Source organism: Sphingopyxis fribergensis (assembly GCF_000803645.1).
Lineage (GTDB): Bacteria > Pseudomonadota > Alphaproteobacteria > Sphingomonadales > Sphingomonadaceae > Sphingopyxis > Sphingopyxis fribergensis.
This window is the reverse complement of record NZ_CP009122.1, coordinates 2,630,363-2,655,648: the sequence shown is the minus strand read 5'-3', so window position 1 is coordinate 2,655,648 and position 25,286 is coordinate 2,630,363. Positions and strand designations below refer to the sequence as shown.

The following is a 25,286-nucleotide window of genomic DNA, read 5'->3' as shown; positions in this document are numbered from 1 at the left end:
GAAAGTTGATCATTGACCGCGCAAAGCCTGCCCTCCGCTGATGGTGATTTCATCAGGGGGGCGGGGTCCGCCGGGCCTTTGTCGGCCCCGGCGGGCCTGTCGCTCGTCGACAAGGCGGTGCTCGGCGGGTTGGCTTTGCTGTCCGCCGCGCTGCTGTTCTGGGCGACGCGCGATGCGGTCTTGGCGGTGGGTTTCCTCGCCGGGCTTGCCGTTGCCGTGGGCGGCGTGCTGCTCGCGCGTCGGCTGTTCCCGGCGGCGGTGACGGGCGAGGCACTCGTGCCCGACTGGACGATGCTGCGTCAGGCGGTCAATCATGACGATATCGCAATCGCAGTGACCGATCGCGGTGGCCGCATGGTTTGCGCGAACGATTTGTTCGGAACCTGGTTCAATGGCTTTGTGACGCCGCCGGGCCTGCCGCTCGAAGGCCGCGGCGCGGAGACGCTGAAAAATGCCGGCCGCGTCGCGTGGCGCGACGGCGAGGGCTACGCCGACGATATTGCGATCGGGCCGTTGCAACTGCGCGCGCAGGTGACGCGCACCGGACAATCGGACGATTATCTCGTCTGGCGCTTTTCGGCGCTCGAACGGCTCGATCTCGCGGCCGAGATCGTCCGTCATCTCGACGGTCCCGCCGGCCGCACCTTGGGCCATGCGGGGGTGATGGCAGCGCTTGTCAGTGCCGAAGGACGGCTCCGCGTCGCGAACCAGGCGTTCCTGCTCCGTGCACTCGGTGAGGATGACGCGGTCCATTATGCTGGCCGCGACGTCGCGCCGATGATCCGGCTAGACGACGCTGGTGCGCTCTATTTCGCGCGCGAAGGCGATCGCGCGACGCCGGTCCGGCTGATCCAGATTCCGCTCGCGCCCGCCGACAATAACACGCCGATGCTGCTGGCCATGCTCGACGAGGAGATGGGGCCGACCGACCGCGGCACCGCGCAAACCTATGTCGAAACCTTGCTGTCGCTGTTGCCCTTCGGGCTCGCGATGGTCGATCGCGACGGGCGCTTTCTCTATGTGAACCGGGCATTCGTTCGGGCGGCCAACCTTCCCGAAGGCAAGATGCCGCGTTATCCGGGCGACATCGTCGTCGGCGAGGACAAGGGCGCGCTTGCCGATATGATCCGCCGTCACAGCAGCGGCCAGCAGGTCGGCGGCGACCTGTCGATCCGGCTCGCGGGGCAAAGCGGCGATCCGGTGTCGATGCGGATCGTTGGCGTGCGCGGGCTGGGCGAGGCGGCGGTACTGCTGAGCCTCAAGGATTCGAGCGAGGAATCGCGCCTGAAGCAGCAGGTGGCGCAGGCGTCAAAGATGCAGGCGGTTGGCCAGCTTGCTGGCGGCGTCGCGCATGATTTCAACAATATCCTGACCGCCGTGCTTGGCGCGTGCGATTTGATGCTGATGCGGCATACGCCCGGCGACAGCGACTATGACGACATCCAGCAGATCCGCAGCAACGCCAATCGCGCCGCCAGCCTGACGCGGCAATTGCTCGCTTTCTCGCGGCAGCAGACGTTGCGCCCGCAAATCCTGCAGCTGCCCGATGTGATTTCCGAAGTGTCGCACCTTTTGAAGCGCCTGATCGGTGAGACGGTCCAACTGGCAGTGCATCACGGCCGCGGCCTTGGCGCGGTGCGCGCCGATCCGGGGCAGCTCGAACAGGTCATCATAAACCTTGCGGTCAATGCGCGCGACGCGATGCCGGGTGGCGGCACGCTGACGATGGAAACCTATCCGGTTTCTGCGGCCGACGTGCGGCAAATGGGCAATGAATTCATGCCGCCCGCCGATTATTGCGCGCTGAAGGTCAGCGACACCGGAACGGGCATTCCCGCCGATGTGCTGCCCAAGATTTTCGAACCCTTCTTCACGACCAAGGACGTTGGCAAGGGGACCGGGCTTGGTCTCTCGACGGTCTATGGGATCATCAAGCAATCGGCAGGCTATATCTTCGCCGAAAGCAAACCGGGGCAGGGGACGAGTTTCTTCATCTATCTGCCCGTCCATCGCGCCGATGGCGATGCGCCCGTCGTGGTGCCGCCGCCTGCCAAGCCCAAGAAGAGCCAATGGGGCACCGGAACCATCCTGCTTGTCGAGGATGAGGATATGGTGCGCGCGGTGGCGGAACGTGCGCTGACCCGCGCGGGTTATACAGTCGTCACCGCTTCGCAGGGTGAGGAGGGGCTCGAACGTTTTGCCCAGATGGAGAGGGTCGATTTGATTATAAGTGACGTCGTGATGCCGACGATGGACGGACCGGCGATGGTTCGCGCGATGCGCGCCAAGCGGCCCGACCTCCCGGTCCTGTTCATGTCGGGCTATGCCGAGGAGCAACTGCGCCAGTCGATCGATATCGACAATGTCGCCTTCCTGCCCAAACCCTTCTCGGTCGCGCAATTGGCCGAGGCAACGTCGGCCGCGCTCGACGACGCCGCGCATCGGGTGCCGAAATGAGCGACAATCGTCGCATCCTGCTCGTTGAGGACGATGTGCTGATCGGCATGATGCTCGTCGACATGTTCGACGCGCTCGACCTTCCCGAGCCCGCGCAGGCGACGAGCAACGAAGAGGCGCTCGCGCTCATCGCCGCCGAACCGCTCGCCGGCGCACTCGTCGACATCAACTTGGGCGACGAAAAGGGCTGGCCGGTCGCCGACGCGCTCGCCGAACGCGGTATCCCCTTTGCGTTCACCTCGGGCGGTGGCGACGTCATTCCGCCTGCGCACGCGCATCGCAAGCTGATCACAAAGCCGTTTCGGATCAGCGATATCGAGGCGGCGCTGGAGGATTTTTCGGCTAATTAGGAACTCCGTCATCCCGGCGAGGGCCGGGATCTCGACGTTGATTTCTGATGCTGGATCGAGATGCCGGCCTTCGCCGGGATGACCCAAAAAGCGGAAAAGCATTTAATTTTGTTCCACTCTTGTTCCGAGAGAACAAATGCCGTACACAGGTTCGGCGTTGCGATGGTTCGACCGTCGCTCTAGAGCTGGAAAGGGACGGTCATGGCCGGACAATTGTCACTCGTCGAATCGGGGAAATCAGTGAACAACACGGACAGGCAGAAGGCGCTCGACGCCGCGCTCGCGCAGATCGATCGCGCGTTCGGCAAGGGCTCGGTAATGAAATTGGGCTCGAAAGAGACCATGCAGGTCGAGTCGATCTCGACCGGCTCGCTCGGCCTCGACATCGCACTCGGCGTCGGCGGCCTGCCGCGCGGGCGCGTCATCGAAATTTACGGCCCCGAAAGCTCGGGCAAGACGACCCTCGCGCTGCACACGCTCGCCGAAGCCCAGAAGGGCGGCGGCACCGTCGCTTTCGTCGACGCCGAACATGCGCTCGACCCCGTCTATGCGCGCAAGCTCGGCGTCAACATCGACGAACTCATCGTGTCGCAGCCCGACACGGGTGAACAGGCGCTCGAAATTGTCGATACGCTCGTGCGCTCGAACGCGATCGACGTGCTCGTCGTCGACTCGGTCGCCGCGCTCGTGCCGCGCGCCGAAATCGAGGGAGAGATGGGCGACAGCCACGTCGGCCTGCAGGCGCGTTTGATGTCGCAGTCGCTGCGCAAGCTCACCGGCTCGATCAGCCGCTCGCGCTGCATGGTGATCTTCATCAACCAGCTGCGCATGAAAATCGGCGTTATGTACGGCAACCCGGAAACGACGACCGGCGGCAACGCGCTCAAATTCTATGCCTCGGTCCGCCTCGACATCCGCCGCACCGGCCAGATCAAGAATGGCGACGAGATCGTCGGCAACACCACCCGCGTGAAGGTGGTGAAGAACAAGGTCGCGCCACCGTTCAAGCAGGTCGAATTCGACATCATGTACGGGCAAGGCATTTCGAAGATCGGCGAGATTCTCGATCTGGGCGTGAAGGCGGGCATTGTCGAGAAATCAGGCGCCTGGTTCAGCTATGATTCGATCCGCATCGGGCAGGGTCGCGAGAATTCGAAAACCTTCCTCAAAGACAATCCCGAACTGATGGAGCGGCTTGAAACCGCGATCCGTGGCCGCACCGAGGCGGTGGCCGAAGAAATGATGGCCGGTCCCGACGACGAGGGCGACGAAGACAATTGATAGCCATCCGGCCGGTTCGCTTTGGCGGATCGGCCGGCTAACGGCGGCGGGCCCCAATGCCCCTTGGACCTGTATCCTCTCCCCACAGGTCGGCCCGCCTGCCGTTGATCCTTGCCTCATGATCGCAAGCGGGTACAACGCGCCATGCCCGCGATCCGCCTCTTCGGCCTCCCCACTGACGTTAACAGCAGCTTCGAACGCGGTGCCGCCGCCGGTCCGGCCGCGATCCGCGCGGCGCTGTGGAGCGACCGCGGCAATATGGCGAGCGAACTCGGCCCCGAAATCGGCACCGACATCGCGCTCACCGACGACGGCGACCTGCCGCTGACCGAAGATACCCCGAGCGACGACGTGGCGATCCGCCGCTATCTGGCCATGGTGCGCGAGGACGGAGAAGTCCCCCTCGCGGTCGGCGGCGACCATGCCGTGAGCTTCCCGCTTGTCGAAGCCGCGTCGACCTGCTTCGGGCCGGTAAACATCCTCCACTTCGACGCGCACCCCGATCTCTACGACGATTTTGCCGGCAATCCGCGCAGCCACGCCTCACCCTTTGCGCGCATCTGCGAGGCGGGCTATGCCAAGAGGCTGGTGCAGGTCGGCATTCGCACGCTCAACGGCCATTGCCGCGAGCAAGCGGAGCGTTTCGGCGTCGAGATCATTCCGATGACGGACTTTACGCCCGACCGGGTGCCGGTGCTCGACGGACCGCTCTATATTTCGATCGATCTCGACGGGTTCGACCCGTCGGCGGCGCCGGGCGTCGCGCATCCCGAACCCGGCGGGCTGACGGTGCGCGAGGTGCTGGCGGTTTTGCACAAACAGACCGCGCCAATCGTCGGTGCCGATATCGTCGAGTTGCATCCCGGCCGCGATGTCGGCGATGTCACTGCGATCCTCGGCGCCAAGCTCGTCCGCGAACTTGCGGCGCTGATCGACCGCAACGGAACCCCGCAGACTGCGCGATAGGAGAGCGCCATGAGCCTGATCGTCCACCATCTAAACAACAGCCGCTCGCAGCGCATCTTGTGGCTGCTCGAGGAAATCGGCGCGCCCTACGAAATCAAATTTTATGACCGCGATGCCGTTACCAACCTCGCGCCGCCCGAATTGATCGCGGTTCATCCGCTTGGCAAGTCGCCGGTTCTTGAAGATGACGGTCGCGTCGTGATCGAATCGGGAGCAATCACCGAATATCTGTGTGAGCGGCACGGCGGCAGGCATCTGGTGCCCGAGCGCGGCAGCGACGACCACATCAGCCATCTTGAATGGCTGCATTTCGCCGAAGGGTCGGCGATGATGCCGATCCTGCTGCGTATCTACACTGTACGGCTGGGCGAGGCCGCGGCGCCGATTGAGCCGCGGATCAACCAGCAGCTCGACGCGCATTTCGCCTATATGGAAAACCGCGTCGGGGAGAATGGCCACTTCATCGGCGATAGCCTGTCGGCGGCCGATATCATGCTCAGCTTCCCGGCCGAGATTGCGATCATGCAAGGCATGGCGCCGCGCTATCCGAAGCTCGCAGGCTTCGTGAACGCGTGTCACGTCCGCCCGGCCTGGCAGCGGGCGCGCGAAAAGGGCGGCGCCTATTATGGCTATTGAAGGCTGGGGGAGTTGCCGCCGCCTCTTGGTGGTTGCTGCCCTGATTCTTCACGGTCCGGTTGCGTTTGCTGCGCCCCCGGTGGTCGCTCCTGAAGTCGAGCGCGAGATTATTGCCCCCGAAGGCGTGACCTTCCAGCCGGCGCCGGTCGATGAGGAAGGCGCAATCGATCGGCTCGCCGCTTACACTATGGCTCTGGCGAAACGCGATTACGCGAGCGCCTATGCGATGTTGCGCCTGTCGTTCCAGGCGTCGAACCCGCGGCTCGAATGGGAAATGAATCAACGCAAGCGTGCCGGGCTGTGGGCTGACGGGACGATCCGTATCCTGCGCCTTAGCTGGTATCTCGACCCGGCGGGCCAGCCGCCTGGGCTCTATGCCGCCTTTGATTTTCGCGGCGATCGTGCGGACAAGACGATGGATTGCGGCTATGTCGTCGTCCACCGCGCGACGCCGGTTGCCGGTTGGACCGTGGTGCGAACCGACACATCCGAAGTGCCCGCCAACCTGATCGAAGACGGAGTTCCCAAGGCCGATGTGCTGCGCGAACTGCCCTGCTATCTGGGCAAGGGGATTGCGACCAATTTCTGACCGATCGGGCCGATGACGGTCATCGACACGAACCGGCTTGTCGCATCGCTGCAAAATCCCTAATTCGCGCGCATGACATCGACCAACGACATTCGCCGCTCGTTCCTCGACTATTTCGCGGGGACCGGCCACCATATCGAACCGTCGGCGCCGCTGGTGCCGTATAACGATCCGACGTTGATGTTCGTCAACGCGGGCATGGTGCCGTTCAAGAATGTCTTCACCGGGCTGGAAAAGCGGCCGTACAGCACCGCGGCCTCGTCGCAGAAATGCGTGCGCGCCGGCGGCAAGCATAATGATCTCGACAATGTCGGCTTCACGGCGCGGCATCACACCTTCTTTGAAATGCTGGGGAATTTCTCCTTCGGCGACTATTTCAAGGAACAGGCGATCCATCATGCGTGGACCCTGGTCACCAAGACCTGGGGCCTCGCGCCCGAGCGGCTGACCGTCACCGTCTATCACACCGACGACGAGGCGTTCGCCCTGTGGAAGAAGATCGCCGGCCTGCCCGACGAGCGGATCATCCGCATCGCGACGAGCGACAATTTTTGGTCGATGGGCGACACGGGGCCATGCGGCCCGTGCAGCGAAATCTTCTATGACCATGGCGACCATATCTGGGGCGGCCCCCCGGGATCGCCCGAAGAGGACGGCGACCGCTTCGTCGAAATCTGGAACCTGGTTTTCATGCAGTACGACCAGCGCGGCCCCGGCGACCGCGTCGACCTGCCGCGGCCCAGCATCGACACCGGCATGGGGCTGGAGCGCGTTGCGGCGGTGCTGCAGGGCGTCCACGACAATTATGACACCGACACGTTCAAAGCGCTGATCGCCGCATCGGTCGACCTGACCGGCGTTCCGGCCGAGGGCGCGACGCAGGCCAGCCACCGCGTGATCGCCGACCATTTGCGCGCGTCGAGCTTTCTCGTTGCCGACGGCGTGCTGCCGTCGAACGAAGGCCGCGGCTATGTGCTGCGCCGGATCATGCGCCGCGCCATGCGCCACGCGCATCTGCTCGGCGCCAAGGATCCGTTGATGTACCGGCTGCTGCCGTCGCTGACCGCGGAGATGGGTGCCGCCTATCCTGAGCTTATCCGCGCCCAGCCGCTGATCGCCGAGACGCTGGAGCGCGAAGAAACCAAGTTCCGCCAGACACTTGACAAGGGGCTGCGCCTGCTCGACGAGGCAACCGTCGGGATGAGCGCGGGTGCGACACTGCCGGGCGATGTTGCGTTCAAGCTCTACGATACGTTCGGTTTCCCATATGACCTGACCGAAGATGCGCTGCGCACGCAAGATATTGCGGTCGATCGCGAAGGCTTCGATGCGGCGATGGCGCAGCAGAAGGCAGCGGCGCGCGCGGCGTGGAAGGGCAGCGGGCAAAAGGCGTCGGAGGAAATCTGGTTCGACCTGGCCGAAACCAATGGCAGCACCGAATTCACTGGTTATGGCGCGACAGCGGGCGAGGGACAGATTATCGCGCTGGTCAAGGACGGCGTGCCCGTCAATGAGGCCAAGGCCGGCGACGAGTTGGTCGTATTGACGAACCAGACACCTTTTTACGGCGAGAGCGGCGGCCAGATGGGCGACGCCGGCACGATCGCGACGCTGGAAGGCGCGCGTGCGTCGGTGAGCGATACCGGCAAACCGCTCGGGCGGCTGCATGCGCATCAGGCGAAGCTGGAGGCCGGTACGTTGCGCGTCGGCGATACCGTGCAGCTGACCGTCGATGCCGAACGCCGCGACCGGATCCGCGCCAATCACAGCGCGACGCACCTGTTGCATGCGGCGCTCCGCAATCGGCTGGGCGGGCATGTCACGCAAAAGGGCAGTCTGGTCGCCGAGGACCGCTTCCGCTTCGACTTTTCGCATCCCAAGGCGCTGAGCGCTGAGGAGATCGCCGACGTCGAAGCCGACGTTAACGCGCAGATCCGCGGTAACGAGGCGGTGACGACGCGGCTGATGACCCCCGACGATGCCGTCGCGGCGGGCGCTCTGGCGTTGTTCGGCGAGAAATATGGCGACGAGGTGCGCGTGCTTTCGATGGGTGCGTCCGACGACAGCCATTATTCGGTCGAGCTTTGCGGCGGAACGCATGTGCGGGCATTGGGCGACATCGCCTTGTTCAAGATCATCAGCGAGAGCGCGGTGTCTTCGGGCGTGCGGCGAATCGAGGCGCTGACCGGCGATGCCGCCCGCCAGTGGTTGAATGGCCGTGACGAGGCATTGAAGGCCGCTGCGGCGGCGCTCAAGACCTCGCCCGACGATGTGCCGGCACGAGTCGCGCAGCTGGCCGAGGCGCTGAAGAAGGCTGAGCGTGAGCTCGCCGATGCGAAGAAGGCGCTGGCGCTTGGCGGTGCTGGGGGCGGCGGTGGCGGCGCGGCGGCTGGGCCGGCGGTCGAGCAGGTCGGCGATACGGCGTTCCTTGCGCAAGTCGTCGACGGGCTCGACCCAAAGGATCTGCGCGGCACGGTCGATGGGCTGAAGAAGCAGGTCGGCAGCGGCGTCGCGATGCTGGTTGCGGTCAACGACGGCCGCGCTTCGGTTGCGGTCGGTGTCACCGACGACAAGACCGGCAGCCTGAGCGCCGTCGATCTCGTCAAGACCGCAGTCGCGGCGCTCGGCGGGCAGGGCGGCGGCGGGCGGCCCGACATGGCGCAGGGCGGCGGACCCGACGGCGGGGCGGCGAACGACGCCGTTGCGGCGGTCAAAGCCGCGCTCGCTTGAAACCGACCAAGAAGACACGGCGCATCGATCATGCCGAACGGCTGATCGCCGCGCCGCTGGTCGATGTCTTTGCGGCGTTCACGAGCGCGGCGAAGCTCGCGATATGGTTGCCGCCGGAGGGCGCGACGGGGACGTTCGAGCATGTCGACTTGCGCGCGGGTGGCGGCTTTTTGATGCGGCTGACCTTCGACGACGCCGATGTCGAGACCAAGAGCGACGACGATAGCGATGTTGTCGAAGTCTATATTCCGACGCTCGACGACGGGCGGCTGGTCGTGTGGCAGGTCGAATTCGAGTCCGATGATCCGCGCTTTTCGGGGACGATGGAGATGCACTGGTATCTGTCGCGGCAGAGCGGCGGCACATTGGTCACGATCGACGCGCATCATGTGCCGCCGGGGATTTCGGCGAAGGATCATGTGGCGGGGCTGAACAGCTCGCTCGCCAATCTGGCAGGCGTTGTGGAGGGCGGCCCTTAGAGAAATGCGCGTGTCCCCGCGGAGGCGGGGACCCATCTCCCGCCGGTTCAAGATAGTACAGACCGGAGATGGGCCCCTGCCTTCGCAGGGGCACGGGGAAATCAGCCCTCGACCCCCTTGGCTTTCCCCCACGCCCTTGCGGCGGTGTAACCCAGATACCCCGTGCCGAAGAGCGCGTAGAGCGGCTCGGGAATCCCGGCGAGATAGGCGTTCATGCCCTCTGCGATGCCCTTGGCCATTTCGGGCCGTGCTGCGGCGATGAGGCCCATCGGGATCGCCCAGAGCAACAACGCATACATGACATAGAGGAAGCTCGGCCGCGCGCGGCTGGTCCAGGGGTCGGCGCTGTTCGCCTCGGCGACGATCGCCGTCATTCGGGTGCGGATCGCGTCCATTTCCTGGCTGCCCTCCATTTTCAGCAGTTCCAGCTTGGCGCGGTCGCGCGCTTCGGGGTCGGGGATGATCTTGTCGATCAACTTGGCGATGGGGCCGATCAAGCCTTCGATAATGCTCATTCCGGTTCTCCTGTCTGTTCAAAGTTCAGGGAAGTTCAGCCCAATGGCGCGCCGCGGCGCGTCAACCGTCGCCGATGCGATTGGCGAGCCAGCCGTAGAGAAAGGCTTCCTGGGAAGGACGGCGTTCGGCGAGCGCGATGTAGCGTTCGCCCTGCAGCGCCTCCATCGCGCGGAGGAGGACGGTTTCGCCGCCCTTGCCGCGCGCCTTCAGGAAACCGTCGAGCGCCGACAATGTGCGCGGGCCGATATCGCGGTCGACCGCAATGTCGGGATAGTCGCGCGCGGTACGGTTGAGCGCGTTGAGCGCGCGCTGGAGGAAAGCTACCGCGGTGCCTGTTCCCATGTTGACGCCGGTGTCGAAGAGCTCGGCGGCGATTTTGGGTGCGCGTAGCGCGACCTTGTCGAAGCCGGGGCGCAGCCAATAGAGGCGGCGATAGATGGACGCGGCTTCGCTTCGCGGCAGATCGCGCATGGCGCCGGCATAGCCCTCGGCGCGCGCGACCGCCTCGGTGATCCCCCAGCAGGTCGGGCCGCCGCGGTCGGCGGGGTGGTTTACATATCGGCCTTCGCGGTCGATGACGGCGTCGATCAACGCGTCGGCATCGCAGGCCGATGGGTCGGGTCGTGGCATGATTCGCTCCTTTGGTTTGTTGAACGGTCAAAACGAACCATATTGGAATATTGTAGGAAAGGGTTTTCACCATGCGGGCATTGCAGGTGCGCGAATTGCTGTCCGATCATCGCGGCGCGACGCTGGCCGATGTGCCGCTGCCCGAACCGGGGCCGGGCGAGGTGCGCGTGCGCGTGCGCGCGGCGGCGGTCAATTTCCCCGACCTGTTGATGACGCGCGGCGACTATCAGCTGAAACCCGACCTGCCGTTCGTGTCGGGGCTGGAATTTGCGGGCGAGGTCGACGCCGTGGGCGAGGGCGTGACTGCGTGGCGCCCGGGCGACGCGGTGGCTGGCGGCAATCGTTTTGGTGCGATGGCCGAATATTGCACTGTCCCGGCGACGGCGCTGCGCGCGAAGCCCGAACGGTTGAACTGGGACGAGGCTGCGGCTTATCCGGTCGCTTACCTCACCGCCTATGTCGCGCTGGTGCGCTGCGCGCGCGTCGAGCCCGGCGAATGGGTGCTGGTGCATGGCGCGGCGGGGGGTGTCGGGCTGGCGGCGGTCGATCTTGCCAAAGCAATGGGCGCGCGGGTGATCGCAGTGGCGAGCAGCGCACAGAAGCGCGCGGCGATCACGCGGCTCTATGGTCCCGATGCGGTGATCGACGGCGCGCCGGGGTTTCGCGAGACGGTGAAGCTATTGACCGGCGGGGCGGGCGCCGACGTCATCTTCGATCCCGTCGGCGGCGATATATTTGACGAGTCGACACGCTGCATCGCCTTTGGCGGCCGCTTGCTCGTCGTCGGCTTTGCATCGGGCCGCATCCCCGAGCTGTCGGTGAACATGCCCCTGATCAAGGGCTTCTCGGTCGTCGGGGTGCGCGCCGGCGAATATGGACGGCGCTTTCCCGAGCAGGGCGCGGAGAATATCGCCGCGATCGACGCGCTGGCGGCGGCGGAGAAAATCTGCCCGCACGTCCATGCGTCACTCGACCTTGCCGACTGGCGCGAGGGCTTTGCGATGCTCGAGCGGCGCGAGGTGGTGGGCAAGGTCGTGCTGAAACCGTGACGAGCCGAAACCGCTGCCATAGTTTTGCGACACGCGAAATGCCATGTCCGCTCCGGGGCGTCCCGGCGCTATTGCCGATATGACCAAAGGACATGGAATGAAGAAATTGACGATGATGGCCGCTTTGATCGGCCTGACTGTGCCGGGCATCGCGGCCGCGCAGCCGCCGCAGGACGGTGGCCGCATCTTTGCGATGCTGGACAGCAACAGCGACGGCAAGCTCGACAAGGCCGAGATCACCAAAATGGCCGAAATGCGGGCACAGCGGCAGGGCGATCCCTCGATGGCCTCGCCGGAGAAGGTCGACGCCTTCATCAAGCATATCGATTCGAACGGCGACGGCGCGATCGAAAAGTCCGAAATGGAAGCGATGCGCAATGCCCGCGCCGCGCCGCCGCCGCCCGAAGATGCGCCGCTAGACGCGAACTGACTGTTGTGCGGGGCGGCCTTTTGGTCGCCCCGCCTTGTCAGGCCAGCGCGATCCGGATCGCCTGAAACAGGAAGGCGGCGCCGACGATGGTCACGATCCAGCGGCGGCTGCTGCGGAATTGTGCGTCGCTGATCCGGTGGAGGATATAGCCGCCGACCATGATGCCCGCCATCGACGCCGCGACGGCGATGAGGGTCGCGGGAAGCGCGATGGCCTCGCGCGCCGCGGCGCCCAGCAGCAGGCCGCCGTAGACGAGGATCTTCGATGCGTGGCCCATCGCCTGCATCACCGCCTTGGTAGCGACGACCTGATGGCGATTGAGCGTGGTATTCACGAACAACAGATCGGTCACCGGACCCGACACTCCCGAGACGAGCGACAGGCCGTTCGATACGAAACCGCCGCCGATCGCATGCCAACGATTGCTCGCATCGAGCCGCAGCCATCTTTCGGGGAGCCAGACTAGGATCGGCGTGAGGCCCAGCCCCAGGAAAACGAGGAATTTGGTTGGCGCGAAGAGCACCAGCGAGAAAAAGCCGAGCGAAGCGACCGATCCGAGCCCGAACCAGATGAGAACCGACCAGACGACGTGCCGCCGATGGATCAGGAAGCGCCATAGGTTCGACGCGAACTGGATGACGCCGTGCAGCGCCAGCGCGAGTGCGGCGGGCAGTAACCACGTCAGCACACCCATGAAGATGATGCCGCCGGCCATCCCGAAAACGCCCGACACGATCGATGTGAGGAAGGCGGCGATTACGATCAGCGCGCTTGCCTGCATCGTTCCTCGCCTTTGGTGACGGTAAAATTGGTCGGGACGAGAGGATTCGAACCTCCGACCCCCACACCCCCAGTGTGATGCGCTACCAGGCTGCGCTACGTCCCGACCGGCCCCCTTAAGGGCAGGCGAGGCCCCTAGCGCGGGTTGGCGGGCGATGCAAGCGGCGATGGCTTGCTTTCGATCGATCGGGCCCGCAGTCTTGATATGGCGGGCATGATTCCCATTTCGGCGGCGCTTCCCCAAGTTCTTGGCCTTGGGCGCGCGGGGAGGAGCGCAGCGACCGGTTGCGCGCATCTTCCCTGCGTGATAGGCGCCGCGCCATATTTGCGTGCCGGTTCCGGAGGGGAATTTGGCGCTGCTTACGAACGGAAAGTTTTTCATCCATGTCGACGCAATTGCTTCTGACCCAGGCGGCCGGATCGGGCGGCGGGGCTGCCGGTTTCCTGATGCTGGTTCCCTATCTGCTGATTTTTGCGGTGTTCTGGTTCTTCCTGATCCGCCCGCAGCAGGTTCGCGCAAAGGAACATCGCAACAAGGTCGCGGCGGTCAAGCCGCGCGACCAGGTCGTGACCGGCGGCGGTATCGTCGGTAAGGTCACGCGCGTCGACGATGAGTTCGTCGATGTCGAAATCGCGCAGGGGGTGAAGATCAAGGTCGTCAAGTCGACTCTCGCCGACGTCCTGCAGCCCGGTGGCAAGCCCGCCAACGACTGACGCGGCGGAGCCCGCGCCCGTTGCGGTCCCGCTCTTGCTATCGGATCTTTAGACCATGCTCGATTTCCCGCGCTGGAAGACCATCGGTATCAGCATCATCTTGCTGCTCGGTATCATCTTCTCGATCCCCACTTTCTTGCCCCAGAAGACGATGGATAGCCTGCCGTCCTTCCTGCAGGCGAAGGTCAATCTGGGCCTCGATCTTGCTGGCGGGAGCCATTTGCTGCTCGAGGCCGACATCGTCGACCTGCGCAAGACGCAGCTGGCGAATATGGAAAAGACCGTGCGCACCGCGATGCGCGGCGAGAGCGGCCCCGACGACGATATCGCGATCGGCGAACTGTCGACTGCGGGCGGCAAGATCAGCTTCCTCGTTCGCGACCAGACGAAGCTCGACGCTGCACGCGAGCGTTTGTTCAGCGAGACGCAGGGCGCCGGGCTGACCGGGCAGCGCGACTGGAGCATCAACGTCATCGATTCGGCGCGGATCGTGATGACCCCGACCAGCGCCGGACAGGCGCAGGCGGTCAAGAACGCCATGGATACCGCGCGCGACATCATCGACAAGCGCGTCAACGCGCTCGGCACGCGCGAACCGACGATCATCCGTGAGGGCGACGACCGCGTCGTTGTGCAGGTCCCCGGGCTCGATGACCCTGCGGCGCTCAAGGAATTGATCGGCAAGACCGCGCGGCTCGAATTCCGCATGGTCGACGCCAACGCCGATCCAGCCGAAGCCGCCGCGGGCCGCGTTCCCGTGGGCAGCGAGATCGTCCCCTATGCCGAGGGCGAGGGCAGCGGGGCGCCGTTCGAGGTATTGCGCCGCCAGGTGATGATCAGCGGCGAGCAGTTGATCGACGCCAAGCAAAGCTATGACCCGCAGAACAACCAGCCGGTCGTGTCGATCCGGTTCGATTCGGGCGGTTCGAGCACCTTTGCCAAGGTGACGGCGCAGAGCGTCGGCAAGCGTTTCGCGATGGTCCTCGACGGCAAAGTGCTGTCGGCGCCGTCGATCAACGAGCCGATCCTGGGCGGTAGCGCGCAGATTTCGGGCAGCTTCAGCGTCGCGAGCGCCAATGCGCTGGCGATTTCGCTCCGTTCGGGTGCGCTCCCGGTGAAGATGACCGTTGTCGAAGAACGCACGGTGACGCCGGAGCTTGGTGCCGATTCGATCCGCAAGGGCGCGATCGCGGGCATTATCGCAACGGTTTCGGTGCTGGTGCTGATGCTCGTCGTCTATGGCCGCTTCGGCGTCTATGCCTGCATCGCGCTCGCTTTCAACGTCTTCCTGATTATCGCGACGATGGCGGCGTTCAACGCGACGCTGACCCTGCCGGGCATCGCGGGCTTCGTGCTCACCATCGGCGCCGCGGTCGACGCCAACGTGCTCATCAACGAACGCATACGCGAAGAGCTGAAGCGCGGTCGAAAGATATTCCAGGCCGTGGAGCTTGGCTATTCCGAAGCCAGCCGCGCAATTTTCGACGCTAACGTCACCAACGTCATCGCCGCCGCGCTGATGTTCTGGTTCGGTTCCGGCCCGATCAAGGGCTTTGCCGTGGTTTTGACCATCGGCATCGTCACCAGCGTTTTCACCGCCGTCACCGTCACGCGCATGTTCGTAGCCCATTGGCTGCGGACCAAGCGCCCGACGTCGATCAATATTTAAGGGAGCGAAACGATGCGCTTGCTGAAACTCGTCCCCGACGACACCAATATCGACTTCCTGCGCTGGCGGAAAGTCGCCTCGTTCATGAGCTTTTTCCTCGTGGCGGTGTCGATTGCACTGGTCGCGGTGAAGGGGCTGAACCTCGGCGTCGACTTCGTCGGCGGCCAGTCGGTCCGCGTCGAATTCACCCAGGGGATGCCGCCGATCGACGAAATTCGCGAAAAGGTCGGCGACATCGGCCTTGGTGAAGCGACGATCCAGCAGTTCGGGTCGGACAAGGCGGTGTCGATCCGCACCGCACTTCCCGACGGCGACAAGTCCGCCGCCGAGCGCGCGGGGCAACAGCTGGTATCGGGCATTCAAAAGGCCTTCCCGACCGCGAAGACCGGTTCGGTCGAAACCGTTTCGGGCAAGGTGTCGGGCGAATTGATCCGCACCGGGGCGATCAGCCTGGGCCTCGCGATCCTCGGCATTTCCATTTATATATGGATACGCTTCGAGTGGCAGTTCGGTGTCGGCGCGCTTGGCCGCCTGTTTCACGAAGTGTCGCTGACGTTCGGCCTGTTCGCGGTGACGCAGATGCAGTTCGACCTGAACAGCGTCGCGGCGCTGCTGACGATCGTCGGCTATTCGCTCAACGACACGATCGTCGTGTACGACCGCATTCGAGAAAATCTGAAAAAATATCGCAAGATGGAGATCGTTCCGCTACTCAATCTCAGCATCAACGAAACGCTGTCGCGCACGGTCATGACGACGGTCGCCATGGTCCTGGCGCTCGGCATGCTGTTGCTCTTTGGCCCGGACGTGATTTTCGGCTTTACCGCGGCGATGCTGTTCGGCGTGTTTATCGGCGGCTATTCGTCGGTGCTGATGTCGACGCCGGTGCTGGTGTGGCTGAAGGTCGGTCCGCACAGCTTCGTGCCGCGCACGACGGCGGGGATGGACGGCGGCGAGCGCGTTGAACGCAAGGACGACGGTGCGGTCGTCTGAGCCGGCTTCATTCGGGTGAAATTGGCGCCGGTCCCCTTTCGAGGTGGGCCGGCGTTGCCGTATCTAGAGGTCGGCGCAGCGGCGCAGATGCGCGGCGAATTCGCGGCCATTGCGATCCCAGTCGAACCGCCCGCCGAGGGTCGCCGCGACGTCCGAAGGCGCGGGCGGGTTTGCGAGAATGGCCTGCACGGCTTCGGCAATCGCGCCTGGTGTGCGATCGACGATCCGGCCCGCAACCGGCGTTGTTAGCAGTTCGTAGGCGCCGCCCGCATCGCTGATCACGATGGGCGTGCCGCAGGCGAGCGCCTCGACCCAGGCATTGGCGAGCCCCTCACTGGCTGAGGGCATGACGACCACGTCGGCTGCCCGATAGAGCTGGGGGAGGTTGGCGTTCGCCACGGGGCCCATGAAATGAACGCGCGTTCCGACCCCGAGTTTCTGCGCGAGCGCGCGGTAGCGGCCCTCCTCTTCGCCCGCGCCGGCGAGCCAATAGTCGACGCCGGGTAGCGCCGGCATGGCTTCGATCACGAGCGCTTGTCCCTTGCGCGCGATAAGCGCGCCGACGGTGAGGATCGTCGCGGCACCGTGCACTCCGAGCGCCGCGCGCGCTGCGGCGCGGTCGCCGGGGTGGAAGCGCGCGGTGTCGATGCCGGTGTAGTGGACGGCGATCTTGGCCGGATCGAGGCCGATTGCGGCCATGTCGCCGCGCATCGCTTCGGAGACGGCGAGGAGGCCAGCTGCCTTCGCGCCCGCTTCGATCACCTGCGAGCGCGTTGCCGGGTCATGGCCGAAGTGGCTGATATCGGCGCCGCGCGCCTTGGCCGAGAAAGGGAGGCTCAGTGTCGCTGCGACGCGCATCGCGGCGGGGGCGTCGGGGTAGAAGAATTGCGCGTCGATCACGTCGAAGCACTGGCCGCGCACGGCCGCGAGAACCGAGCGCGCAACTTGCGCGGGGTTGAAACGGGCGCCGTAGCGCGGGATCAGCGTAAAGCGCGGGCGGAGGACGGTCAGGCCGTTCCATTGTTCGCTATGCGGCAGGTCGCGCAGCGCCCGGTAGCGTTGGTGAAGCGAGAGCGGAAAGGGCGGCAAGCCGACCGGCGCGACGATCGTGAGGTCGATGCCCGGCTGCGCTGAGAGCGCGCGCAGGCTTTTCTCGACGAACAGGCCGAAGTTCGGCCGCGCGGCGTCGGGGAAAAGCGTTGCGATCGACAGGACGCGCAAGGGCGTTGCGGTGGGCACTCAGAGGGTGCGGAACAGACGGACGGCGACCGCGGCCCAGGGCGGATTGCTGACGACCTGCTGGCGCTGTCCGGTGCCGAGCGGGAGGAGGTGGAGTTTCTCGCCGTCGACGTTGAGCAGGCGGGCGAAGAAGAAACGGCCGGCGGGGCGGGGGACGAGCAGGTCGCGGTTGAGCGCGTTCGTCCAGTCGCCCTCGATCCGGCGGCACCAGATTTCGTCGCCGGCGCGATAGTCACCGATCGATGAGGTGACGCGCACCGCTACCATATCTTCGCCCGGGCGCGCGGTGAGCGCCTGTTCGACGCGCGTCGGCGCTTGAGCCCCCTCGGCGCCGAGGAGTGCGGTGATAGTAAGCTGGGTGTCTTGGGGGAGTTGCACCAGTTCAGCGGCATCGACGCCGAGCGCGATGGCGATGCGGTTCATCCAGCCGAGCGTGAGGGTGCGCGTGCCGGTTTCGAGGCGGCCGATCGTCTGGGCGGTGGTCGGCGGGTCGCAGCGATGCCCGACTTCTTCGAGCGTCAGGCCCTTGGCGCGGCGGACCGAGCGGATGCTGTTGATCATCGCAAAACCCTCAAATAACCAAATCGGTTTCTTCTTTCCTACAAAATATTCCAGTGTCAAGTGCGGCGTGCAAACCAAGGAGAATCGCATGACCGCACGCCGCCTCGAAACCCGCCTTCACCCCGACGACCGGATCGATCCGGGCAAGACGGGGCCGCAGGTGATGCGGCATGTGACGGTGAATGTCGGTGAAAGCCCAATTGCGTGGCTGGCATCGCGGGGGTTGCTTAGCGCGGCGCAGTTGAGTGCGGGGGAGAGGCTCCGCGCCGATTATGAGCGCGCAGGGCTGTCGGCGCGGGTGACGATGCGCTGGGATGCCGCGCCGCCGGGGAAGAGCCGGGGCGGGGCGCAGGCTTCGGACGCGTCGCTGGCGCGGATCGACGCGCACCGGCGTTTTCATGCGGCGCTCGACGCCGTGGGGCCGGGGCTGGCGGATATCTGCTGGCGCGTGATCTGCGGCGGCGAAGGGATTGGGGGTGCAGAGAAGGCGTTGGGGTGGCCGGCGCGGTCGGGGAAGCTGGTGCTGGGGTTGGCGCTCGACCGGCTGGCGCGGTTTTACGGGACGGGGTGAGGGATCGGCACTCGACGACGAAAACGAACCTCAGACACCCTCACCCAACCCTCTCCCAAAGGGAGAGGGCTTTATGGCAACTATCGGTCGTTAGCGGCCACGGCGTCCATGAAAGAGAAGAGGGGACCGGGATGACGATGCGGGCTAGGCCAAGCCCTCGACTTCCTCCGCCAGCGCCAGCCAGCGATCTTCGGCGGCCGCCTTTTCTGCGCGCAATGTATCGAGTTTTGCGGTCAGCGTATTAAAGCGGGCGTTGTCGCGAACGAACAGGTTGCCATCGGAGAGTTCGGTTTCGGCCTTTGCCATCTCGGCTTCGATCTCTTCGATGCGGCCTGGCAGCAGGTCGTAGTCGCGCTGGTCCTTATAGCTGAGCTTTTTGCGCGCGGTGGGCGAGGGCGGCGGTGCGGCGGTCGCTGCCTTGGCTTTGACGCTGTTCGGCTTGGTCCGCTTCGCTTCCCAGTCGGCATAGCCGCCCGCGACGATATCGACCTTGCCCGATCCGTCGAGGCCGAGCGTCACCGTGACGGTGCGGTCGAGGAAGTCGCGGTCGTGGCTGACGAGCAGCACGGTCCCGGCATAGTCGGCGATGACTTCCTGCAAGAGGTCGAGCGTTTCGAGGTCGAGGTCGTTGGTCGGCTCGTCGAGCACCAGCAGGTTCGATTCGCGAGCGAATTCGCGCGCGAGGAGGAGGCGCGAGCGTTCGCCGCCGGACAGTGCGCCGACGCTGGCCTCGATGACGCCGGGGTCGAAGAGGAATTCTTTCAAATAGCCCTGGATATGCTTTTTGACCCCGCGCACTTCGATCCAGTCACCGCCGTCGGAGAGGATGTCGCGGACGGTTTTGTCGGGCGACATCAGGCTGCGTTGCTGGTCGATGACGATGCCGTCGAGCGTCGGGGCGAGGATGATCTTGCCCTTGTCGGGCTGGATTTCGCCGGTGAGAAGCTTGAGCAGGGTCGACTTGCCCGCGCCGTTCGCGCCGACGATGCCGATGCGGTCGCCGCGCTGAACGCGGAAATCGAAATCCTTGATGATCGTTCGGTCGCCGAAGCTTTTGGACACGCCCTCGGCGACGATCACCGATTTCGAGCGGACGTCGTCGTTGGCGAGGCCGAGCTTGGCGACGCCGGGGCCGCCGATCATCGCGGCGCGGGTTGCGCGCATTTCCTTGAGCTTTTCGAGCCGGCCCTGGTTGCGCTTGCGGCGCGCGGTGACGCCGCGTTCGAGCCAATGCGCCTCGAGCCGCAATTTCGAATCGAGGCGCTGGGCGGCGCGGGCTTCTTCGGCGGCGACAGCGTCGCTCCATTCCTCGAAACCGCCGAAGCCGATTTCCTTGCGGCGGATGCTGCCGCGGTCGAGCCACAAGGTCTGGCGCGTCAGGCGGGTGAGGAAGGTACGGTCGTGGCTGATCGCGACGAACGCGCCGGTGTAGCGCGCGAGCCAGCTTTCGAGCCAGTCGATCGCGGCGAGGTCGAGGTGGTTGGTCGGCTCGTCGAGCAATAGCACGTCGGGGTTCTGCGCGAGCGCCCGGGCGAGCGCGGCGCGGCGACGTTCGCCGCCCGAGGCGCTGGACGCGGTGCGCGACATGTCGATGCCGAGCTGGTCGGCGATCGCGGCGACCTCATAGGCCTCGGGCGCATCGGGCGCCGCGATGGCGAAATCCATCAGGGTCGCGAACGACGAGAAATCGGGTTCCTGTTCGAGCATCACGACATGCGTGCCCGGCACGATCACGCGCTTGCCCTTGTCGGCGTCGATCTGCCCAGCGAGCAGCCTGAGCAAGGTCGTCTTGCCCGCGCCGTTGCGGCCGATCAGTGCCAGCCGGTCGCGTTCGCCGACATAGATGTCGAGATCCTGGAACAGCCAGCCGCTGCCCTGGACGAGGCCGAGGCCTTCATAAGATAAGATCGGTGCTGCCATTGGGTCAGGGTCTGCTTCTTGCGCGTCCGAGGCGTCGAAATGGCGAAGATATCGGCTTCGTGCGGCCGCCGCGGATGGTGGTTCCATCTGCAAGGGCGCACGGAGTCGAGATCGAAGCCATTTCGACGTCCCTGCGGGATTTGATCGATTTCGTCCATGGCAGCGTCAGCGCGCCTTGGAATATAGTCATATGCCTGCGCCCCGCTTCCTCGCCCTGAACGAAATCGCTTCAAACCTCGGACGCGCAAGAAACAGACCCTGACCCATATGAACGGCGCGCTACCGACACGTTCAGCATCATGCAAGCGCGCTGCGCACAAAGGCCGGAACGGGTCTGTTCCGTCTGCGTTACGGGGCGGAGATCGAAACGGCCGGAACCCCGGTTCACAGGAGAATGAAATGACGAAGCAAATGTTCGCCGTTATGGCAAGCGGACTGGCGCTGATGGCGGCAACGCCCGCGCTCGCGCAGCAGGGAGGTTCGACGGTGACAGCAGCAACGACCCAGGGTCCGATCCTGACCTTCTCGGTCAGCGAGGAAGTGCGTTCGCGTCCCGACCAGGCGACCGTCGGCGCCGGCGTCACGACGACCGCGCCGACCGCGGTCGAATCGATGCGCGCCAATGCCGCCGCGATGGACAAGCTGATCGCCGCCGTGAAAGCACGCGGGATCAAGGCCGAGGATATCCAGACGAGCGGCATCAATCTGGCGCCGCAGTACGACTATAACAACCGCACCGACGGCCAGCCGCCGCGCTTTCTGGGCTATCAGGTGTCGAACAGCGTCCGCGTGACGACGTCGAAGATCGAAGATATCGGTCCGCTGCTCGATGCGCTGGTCGCCGCGGGTGGCACCAACATCGACGGCCCGTCGTTCGGCATGAAGGATCCCGATGCCCAGCTGGTCGGCGCGCGCGGCACCGCGATCAAGGCGGCTGAAGCGAAGGCGCAGGATTATGCGCGTCTTGCGGGCTTCCGCGGCGTCGAGCTGGTGTCGATCAGCGAGGGCGGCAGCTTTGGCCCCAATCCACCGATGCCGATGGTGCGCGTTCAGGCGATGGACGCAAAGGCCACGCCGGTCGAGCCGGGTCAGGTCGGCAACACGTTGACGTTGAACTTCCAGTATCGGTTGGTGAAATAATAATCGACCTATCCCGTTCGTGTCGAGCGAAGTCGAGACACCCTGAAGGTGCAAAATGCCGATGGGCATCTCGACTTCGCTCGATGCGAGCGGATTTTATTTGGTGGGCCTAGCCCAGATCCCCCTCGGCCCACGGCCATGGGCGTTCGCGAAACCATTTGGTGATGATATATTTGCGGCCCTTGCGGACTTTCATCCCGTGGTGGAGCGTGTCGGGGTTCGCGGTGCCGTCAAGATGGACATTGTTCCACGCGAGCAGCTTGCCGGCTTCGGGCTGGTGCATCTTGCCCGTCGCAAGGAAGCGCGTCGCGCCGCCGGCATCGGGTTCGTTGAGATAGATCATCAGCGTCCAGCTGCGCTGGCCGGGGATCGCGCAATAGGTTTCCCAATCGGCGCCGTGCGGGTCGAAATAGTCGGTGTGCGCCTTGAATTCCTGCCCGACGTCGTAGCGCTGGCCCTGCATCGGTTCGCCATATTCGCGCGGGATGCCAGTGAGGTCGTGGAGGCGGTTGTTGACTGCGACCACGATCGGGTCGCGGTGGTCGAGGTCGCAGGTCGTGCTGGTGCGAAACGTCTTGTCGCCGTTCGGGTCGGCGATCGTCGACGGCCGCACGTCGCGGTCGATCTGCGCCATCAGCGCAGCGCAAGTTTCGGTGTCGAGGAAGCCGGGCAGCATGAACTGTTGCAGCTTTGGTGTCGGCGCGCGGCGGATACCCGGCACGGCGGCGAGCCGTTCGGCGGTACGGTCGGCGCCCGAGGTCGCCATGTCGACATGTTCATTCGCAGCCATGGCGCGCTTTTTAGCAGGGAAGCGCGTGCGAACAATGCTTGACGAGCGGGGGGATGCGCGCCTATTCGCCGCGCGCTGTCGAGGGTGCTTCGTGCGCCGCTCTTCGCTTATGTGGCGACCATAGCTCAGTTGGTTAGAGCGCCGGTTTGTGGTACCGGAGGTCGCGGGTTCGAGCCCCGTTGGTCGCCCCATTTTCTATGATCATCGCGCACAAGCGCTTTTGGGATGACTCGTGGCGTCCGTTGCATTATTGCGCCCTTACGTAATTTTCTTATGCGAGGATGGAGCCAATGTCCGCAGTCTGGGATTTCGCCGATTTCGACGATCATGAACATGTTCACATGTTCCGCGATCGCGCCAGCGGGCTGACGGCGGTAATCGCCGTCCACTCGACCCACCTCGGCCCCGGCGCCGGTGGCGTGCGTTACTGGCATTACCCGCAGCGCGCGGCGGCGATCACCGATGCGCTGCGCCTGTCGCGCGGCATGAGCTATAAAAATGCGATGGCGGGGCTGCCGATGGGCGGCGGCAAGGGCGTGATTCTCGCTGACGAGGGCGCCGCGAAGACCCCCGAATTGCTCGCGGCGTTCGGCCGCGCGGTCGAATCGCTTGGCGGCGCCTATGTGACCGCCGAGGATGTCGGCATCACCGACGCCGACATGGTCCAGATCTCGCAGCACACGAAGCATGTCAGCGGCCTGCCCGTGGCGAGCGGCGAGGCGGGCGGCGATCCCGGCCCGCTGACCGCGCTGGGCGTCTATCTCGGGATCAAGGCGGCGATTCGCGAGGGGCTGAACACCGACAGCGCGAAGGATGTGCGGATCGCGATTCAGGGAGTCGGCAGCGTCGGTGGCGGCGTTGCGCGGCGGCTGGCGGCCGAGGGCGCGAAGCTGACGCTCGCCGATGTCAATCTGGCGCGCGCGAAGCAGCTGGCCGACGAGCTCGGAGCCGAACTCGCCGATTCGGCGGCGATCATGGAGGTCGAGGCCGACGTGCTGAGCCCCAATGCGCTGGGCGCGATCCTGACCGAGGCGAGCATCGAAAAGCTGCGCGTGCCGATCGTCGCGGGCGGCGCGAACAACCAGCTGGCGACCGCACTCGACGGCCAGCGTATCCACGATCGCGGCATCGTCTATGCCCCCGATTATGTGATCAACGCGGGCGGCATCATCAACGTCGCGCTCGAATATCTGGGACAGGGCAGCCGCGAAGAAGTCGAGAGCCGCATCCACCTGATCCCCGGCCGGCTTGCGGAAATCTGGGCCGAAAGCAAGGCGAGTGGCACGCCCGCTTCGTCGGTTGCCGATCGGATGGCGCAGAAGCTGATCGGGCGGGGTTGAGCTCCAGCTGCGCCCCGGCGAAGGCCGGGGCGCAGAGCGGTCTAACTCAATGCTGGCTCTCAAACGCTCTGGACCCCGGACTTCGCCGGGGAACGGGGTAGGGGCTAGCGCCGAGCTTGGAATTCGCTAAGCCTCATTCCCGATGAAACGGCATTTCTATCTGATCGCGGGCTGGGCATCGTTGGGGCTTGGCGCGATCGGCGCTTTCCTGCCGCTGCTGCCCACGGTGCCGTTCGTGATCCTGGCGGCCTTTTGCTTTGCGCGATCGTCGCCGCGGCTCGAGACTTGGCTGCTGACGCACCCGCATTTCGGGCGTCATATCGCCGCGTGGCGCGAGAAGGGGGCGATCAGCCGAAAGGGCAAGATCGCCGCGACGGCCGCCTTTGCCTTCAGTATCATGCTTGCCGCGATCTTTGCGCCCTGGCCCTGGCTGATGATCCCGGTGATTGCTGCCGCCGTCACCGGGAGCTGGATATGGACGCGGCCGGAGGGTTGAGTTTCGTCGGATTTGGGGTGGTGAGCGTACATCTCCAATTTCGTCATCCCCGCGAAAGCGGGAACCCAGTTGCGACGTCAGCTCGCTGGGTCCCCGCTTTCGCGAGAATGACGAAGTAGCAAGTGGGACGGCAACTTCTGGTCGAAGCCGGTCATCCGCCGATGCGGGCACCGGGCAAATTGCTGGACCGCTTTCTCCGGCTCGCCTAAGGACGACGCGACCCGATGCACGCTTACGCTAATCCCACGCGCTTTCTTGCGATTGCCAAGCCGCTGACACCGTGGCTGCTGGGCGTTGGGCTGTTGCTCGTTCTCGCTGGCGGCTGGGCCGGGCTCGCGATGGTACCGGGGGATTACAAGCAAGGCGAGACCGCGCGCATTCTCTATGTGCATGTCCCTTCGGCGTGGCTCGGCATGGGAGGCTGGACGTCACTGGCGATCGCCGGGTTGGTGCAGCTGGTGTGGCGGCATCCGTTGTCGGGCATCGCGGCGCGCGCGATCGCGGTGCCGGGGATGCTGTTTACCGCGCTGTGCCTTGCGACCGGATCGATCTGGGGCCGCCCGACCTGGGGGACCTGGTGGGAATGGGACGGGCGGATGACCTCGATGCTCATTCTCCTCTTTCTCTATGCAGGCTTTATTGCGCTGACGAGCGGCGACGACGGGCAAAGGCAAGGCGGCTCGCTGTCGCGGGGCGCGGCGGTCTATGCGTTGGTCGGGGCGATCAATATTCCGATCATCAACAGGAGCGTCGTGTGGTGGAACAGCCTGCACCAAGGGCCGAGCATCACGCTGGGCGGATCGAGCATCGACGGGGCGCTCTTGTGGCCATTGGGCTTGACCGTGTTCGGCTTTTCTTTGCTATTCGGTGCGATCGTATTGATGCGGATGCGGCGGATCATTGCCGACAACCGCGTTGCGGCGCGATTGCGACGGCTCGCGGACGACGAGGGGATTTAGC

General features: G+C 64.9%; 25 protein-coding genes and 2 tRNA genes. 19 read left to right on the top strand and 8 right to left on the bottom strand.

Annotated features, from left to right (window positions below):
- Positions 1-78: 78 nt before the first annotated feature.
- The 8 genes from SKP52_RS12290 (at position 79) to SKP52_RS12255 (ending at position 9,488) form a co-directional block, all read left to right on the top strand.
- Positions 79-2,457 carry a hybrid sensor histidine kinase/response regulator gene (locus tag SKP52_RS12290; protein WP_228383918.1) on the top strand — a complete coding sequence of 793 codons (2,379 nt, stop codon included), beginning with the start codon at positions 79-81 and terminating at the stop codon, positions 2,455-2,457.
- Complete coding sequence (locus SKP52_RS12285; protein ID WP_039575064.1) at positions 2,454-2,807, top strand: response regulator; 354 nt, start codon at positions 2,454-2,456, stop codon at positions 2,805-2,807. The genes SKP52_RS12290 and SKP52_RS12285 overlap by 4 nt, the downstream gene beginning before the upstream one ends.
- A 201-nt stretch (positions 2,808-3,008) precedes the next feature.
- Complete coding sequence (gene recA / locus SKP52_RS12280; protein ID WP_039575061.1) at positions 3,009-4,088, top strand: recombinase RecA; 1,080 nt, start codon at positions 3,009-3,011, stop codon at positions 4,086-4,088.
- 144 nt (positions 4,089-4,232) lie between these two features.
- On the top strand, positions 4,233-5,054 hold the full coding sequence (speB, locus tag SKP52_RS12275; RefSeq protein ID WP_039575058.1) for an agmatinase: 822 nt from the start codon (positions 4,233-4,235) through the stop codon (positions 5,052-5,054).
- Positions 5,055-5,063: 9 nt separating this feature from the next.
- The gene (locus SKP52_RS12270; protein ID WP_039575055.1) at positions 5,064-5,690 is read left to right on the top strand and encodes a glutathione S-transferase family protein; all 627 of its coding nucleotides are present in this window, start codon (positions 5,064-5,066) and stop codon (positions 5,688-5,690) included.
- A 79-nt stretch (positions 5,691-5,769) separates the two neighbouring features.
- Positions 5,770-6,279 (top strand): hypothetical protein, encoded by a 510-nt coding sequence (locus tag SKP52_RS12265; RefSeq protein ID WP_228383629.1) that lies wholly within the window; start codon positions 5,770-5,772, stop codon positions 6,277-6,279.
- Positions 6,280-6,351: 72 nt separating this feature from the next.
- Positions 6,352-9,009: an alanine--tRNA ligase gene (gene alaS, locus SKP52_RS12260; protein WP_039575051.1), complete on the top strand. Its 2,658-nt coding sequence runs from the start codon at positions 6,352-6,354 to the stop codon at positions 9,007-9,009.
- Positions 9,006-9,488 carry an SRPBCC family protein gene (locus SKP52_RS12255; protein WP_039575049.1) on the top strand — a complete coding sequence of 161 codons (483 nt, stop codon included), beginning with the start codon at positions 9,006-9,008 and terminating at the stop codon, positions 9,486-9,488. Before alaS ends, SKP52_RS12255 begins: the two co-directional genes overlap by 4 nt.
- 101 nt (positions 9,489-9,589) lie before the next feature.
- Here SKP52_RS12255 and SKP52_RS12250 read toward each other — a convergent pair whose 3' ends face one another.
- Together SKP52_RS12250 and SKP52_RS12245 are read right to left on the bottom strand one after the other, a co-directional pair.
- Positions 9,590-10,003 (bottom strand): holin family protein, encoded by a 414-nt coding sequence (locus SKP52_RS12250; RefSeq protein ID WP_039575047.1) that lies wholly within the window; start codon positions 10,001-10,003, stop codon positions 9,590-9,592.
- Positions 10,004-10,064: 61 nt separating this feature from the next.
- Positions 10,065-10,634, bottom strand: coding sequence for a glycoside hydrolase family 108 protein (locus tag SKP52_RS12245; protein ID WP_052208207.1), 570 nt, complete (start codon positions 10,632-10,634; stop codon positions 10,065-10,067).
- Between the two features lie 71 nt (positions 10,635-10,705).
- Here SKP52_RS12245 and SKP52_RS12240 point away from each other — a divergent pair, with 71 nt between their 5' ends.
- Positions 10,706-11,683 (top strand): NADPH:quinone oxidoreductase family protein, encoded by a 978-nt coding sequence (locus SKP52_RS12240; protein WP_039575044.1) that lies wholly within the window; start codon positions 10,706-10,708, stop codon positions 11,681-11,683.
- 97 nt (positions 11,684-11,780) lie between these two features.
- Positions 11,781-12,113 (top strand): EF-hand domain-containing protein, encoded by a 333-nt coding sequence (locus SKP52_RS12235; protein ID WP_039575042.1) that lies wholly within the window; start codon positions 11,781-11,783, stop codon positions 12,111-12,113.
- 37 nt (positions 12,114-12,150) lie between these two features.
- Here the strand turns inward: SKP52_RS12235 and SKP52_RS12230 are convergent, their stop codons facing one another.
- Complete coding sequence (locus SKP52_RS12230; protein WP_039575040.1) at positions 12,151-12,894, bottom strand: sulfite exporter TauE/SafE family protein; 744 nt, start codon at positions 12,892-12,894, stop codon at positions 12,151-12,153.
- 28 nt (positions 12,895-12,922) lie between these two features.
- Positions 12,923-12,999, bottom strand: a tRNA-Pro gene (locus SKP52_RS12225).
- 278 nt (positions 13,000-13,277) lie between these two features.
- On the opposite strand from SKP52_RS12225, the gene yajC reads away from it, so the two are divergent.
- From yajC to secF, 3 genes are read left to right on the top strand one after another with little or no spacing between them, the layout of a single operon-like run.
- Positions 13,278-13,607, top strand: coding sequence for a preprotein translocase subunit YajC (yajC, locus tag SKP52_RS12220; RefSeq protein WP_052208205.1), 330 nt, complete (start codon positions 13,278-13,280; stop codon positions 13,605-13,607).
- Positions 13,608-13,662: 55 nt separating this feature from the next.
- Positions 13,663-15,276, top strand: coding sequence for a protein translocase subunit SecD (secD, locus tag SKP52_RS12215; RefSeq protein ID WP_039575038.1), 1,614 nt, complete (start codon positions 13,663-13,665; stop codon positions 15,274-15,276).
- 12 nt (positions 15,277-15,288) lie between these two features.
- On the top strand, positions 15,289-16,269 hold the full coding sequence (gene secF / locus SKP52_RS12210; RefSeq protein WP_039575036.1) for a protein translocase subunit SecF: 981 nt from the start codon (positions 15,289-15,291) through the stop codon (positions 16,267-16,269).
- Between the two features lie 63 nt (positions 16,270-16,332).
- Here the strand turns inward: secF and SKP52_RS12205 are convergent, their stop codons facing one another.
- Positions 16,333-17,508 (bottom strand): glycosyltransferase, encoded by a 1,176-nt coding sequence (locus SKP52_RS12205; protein ID WP_228383628.1) that lies wholly within the window; start codon positions 17,506-17,508, stop codon positions 16,333-16,335.
- The gene (locus SKP52_RS12200) at positions 17,509-18,069 is read right to left on the bottom strand and encodes a helix-turn-helix domain-containing protein (RefSeq protein WP_039580898.1); all 561 of its coding nucleotides are present in this window, start codon (positions 18,067-18,069) and stop codon (positions 17,509-17,511) included.
- Positions 18,070-18,157: 88 nt separating this feature from the next.
- On the opposite strand from SKP52_RS12200, the gene SKP52_RS12195 reads away from it, so the two are divergent.
- Complete coding sequence (locus SKP52_RS12195) at positions 18,158-18,640, top strand: DUF6456 domain-containing protein (protein ID WP_081997557.1); 483 nt, start codon at positions 18,158-18,160, stop codon at positions 18,638-18,640.
- Positions 18,641-18,784: 144 nt separating this feature from the next.
- Here the strand turns inward: SKP52_RS12195 and SKP52_RS12190 are convergent, their stop codons facing one another.
- Positions 18,785-20,560 (bottom strand): ABC-F family ATP-binding cassette domain-containing protein, encoded by a 1,776-nt coding sequence (locus tag SKP52_RS12190; RefSeq protein WP_039580896.1) that lies wholly within the window; start codon positions 20,558-20,560, stop codon positions 18,785-18,787.
- Between the two features lie 399 nt (positions 20,561-20,959).
- Between SKP52_RS12190 and SKP52_RS12185 the strand changes: the two genes are divergently transcribed.
- Positions 20,960-21,700 (top strand): SIMPL domain-containing protein, encoded by a 741-nt coding sequence (locus tag SKP52_RS12185; protein WP_187337253.1) that lies wholly within the window; start codon positions 20,960-20,962, stop codon positions 21,698-21,700.
- Between the two features lie 109 nt (positions 21,701-21,809).
- Here the strand turns inward: SKP52_RS12185 and SKP52_RS12180 are convergent, their stop codons facing one another.
- Positions 21,810-22,490, bottom strand: coding sequence for a prolyl hydroxylase family protein (locus tag SKP52_RS12180; RefSeq protein WP_228383627.1), 681 nt, complete (start codon positions 22,488-22,490; stop codon positions 21,810-21,812).
- Between the two features lie 114 nt (positions 22,491-22,604).
- Between SKP52_RS12180 and SKP52_RS12175 the strand changes: the two genes are divergently transcribed.
- From SKP52_RS12175 to ccmC, 4 genes are all read left to right on the top strand, one after another.
- Positions 22,605-22,681, top strand: a tRNA-His gene (locus tag SKP52_RS12175).
- A gap of 99 nt (positions 22,682-22,780) precedes the next feature.
- Entirely contained in the window at positions 22,781-23,830 is a 1,050-nt protein-coding gene (locus SKP52_RS12170) for a Glu/Leu/Phe/Val family dehydrogenase (RefSeq protein ID WP_039575034.1), read from the top strand.
- 142 nt (positions 23,831-23,972) lie between these two features.
- Positions 23,973-24,326: a YbaN family protein gene (locus SKP52_RS12165; RefSeq protein ID WP_039575032.1), complete on the top strand. Its 354-nt coding sequence runs from the start codon at positions 23,973-23,975 to the stop codon at positions 24,324-24,326.
- Between the two features lie 224 nt (positions 24,327-24,550).
- Entirely contained in the window at positions 24,551-25,285 is a 735-nt protein-coding gene (ccmC, locus tag SKP52_RS12160) for a heme ABC transporter permease CcmC (RefSeq protein WP_039575031.1), read from the top strand.
- Position 25,286: the final 1 nt, after the last annotated feature.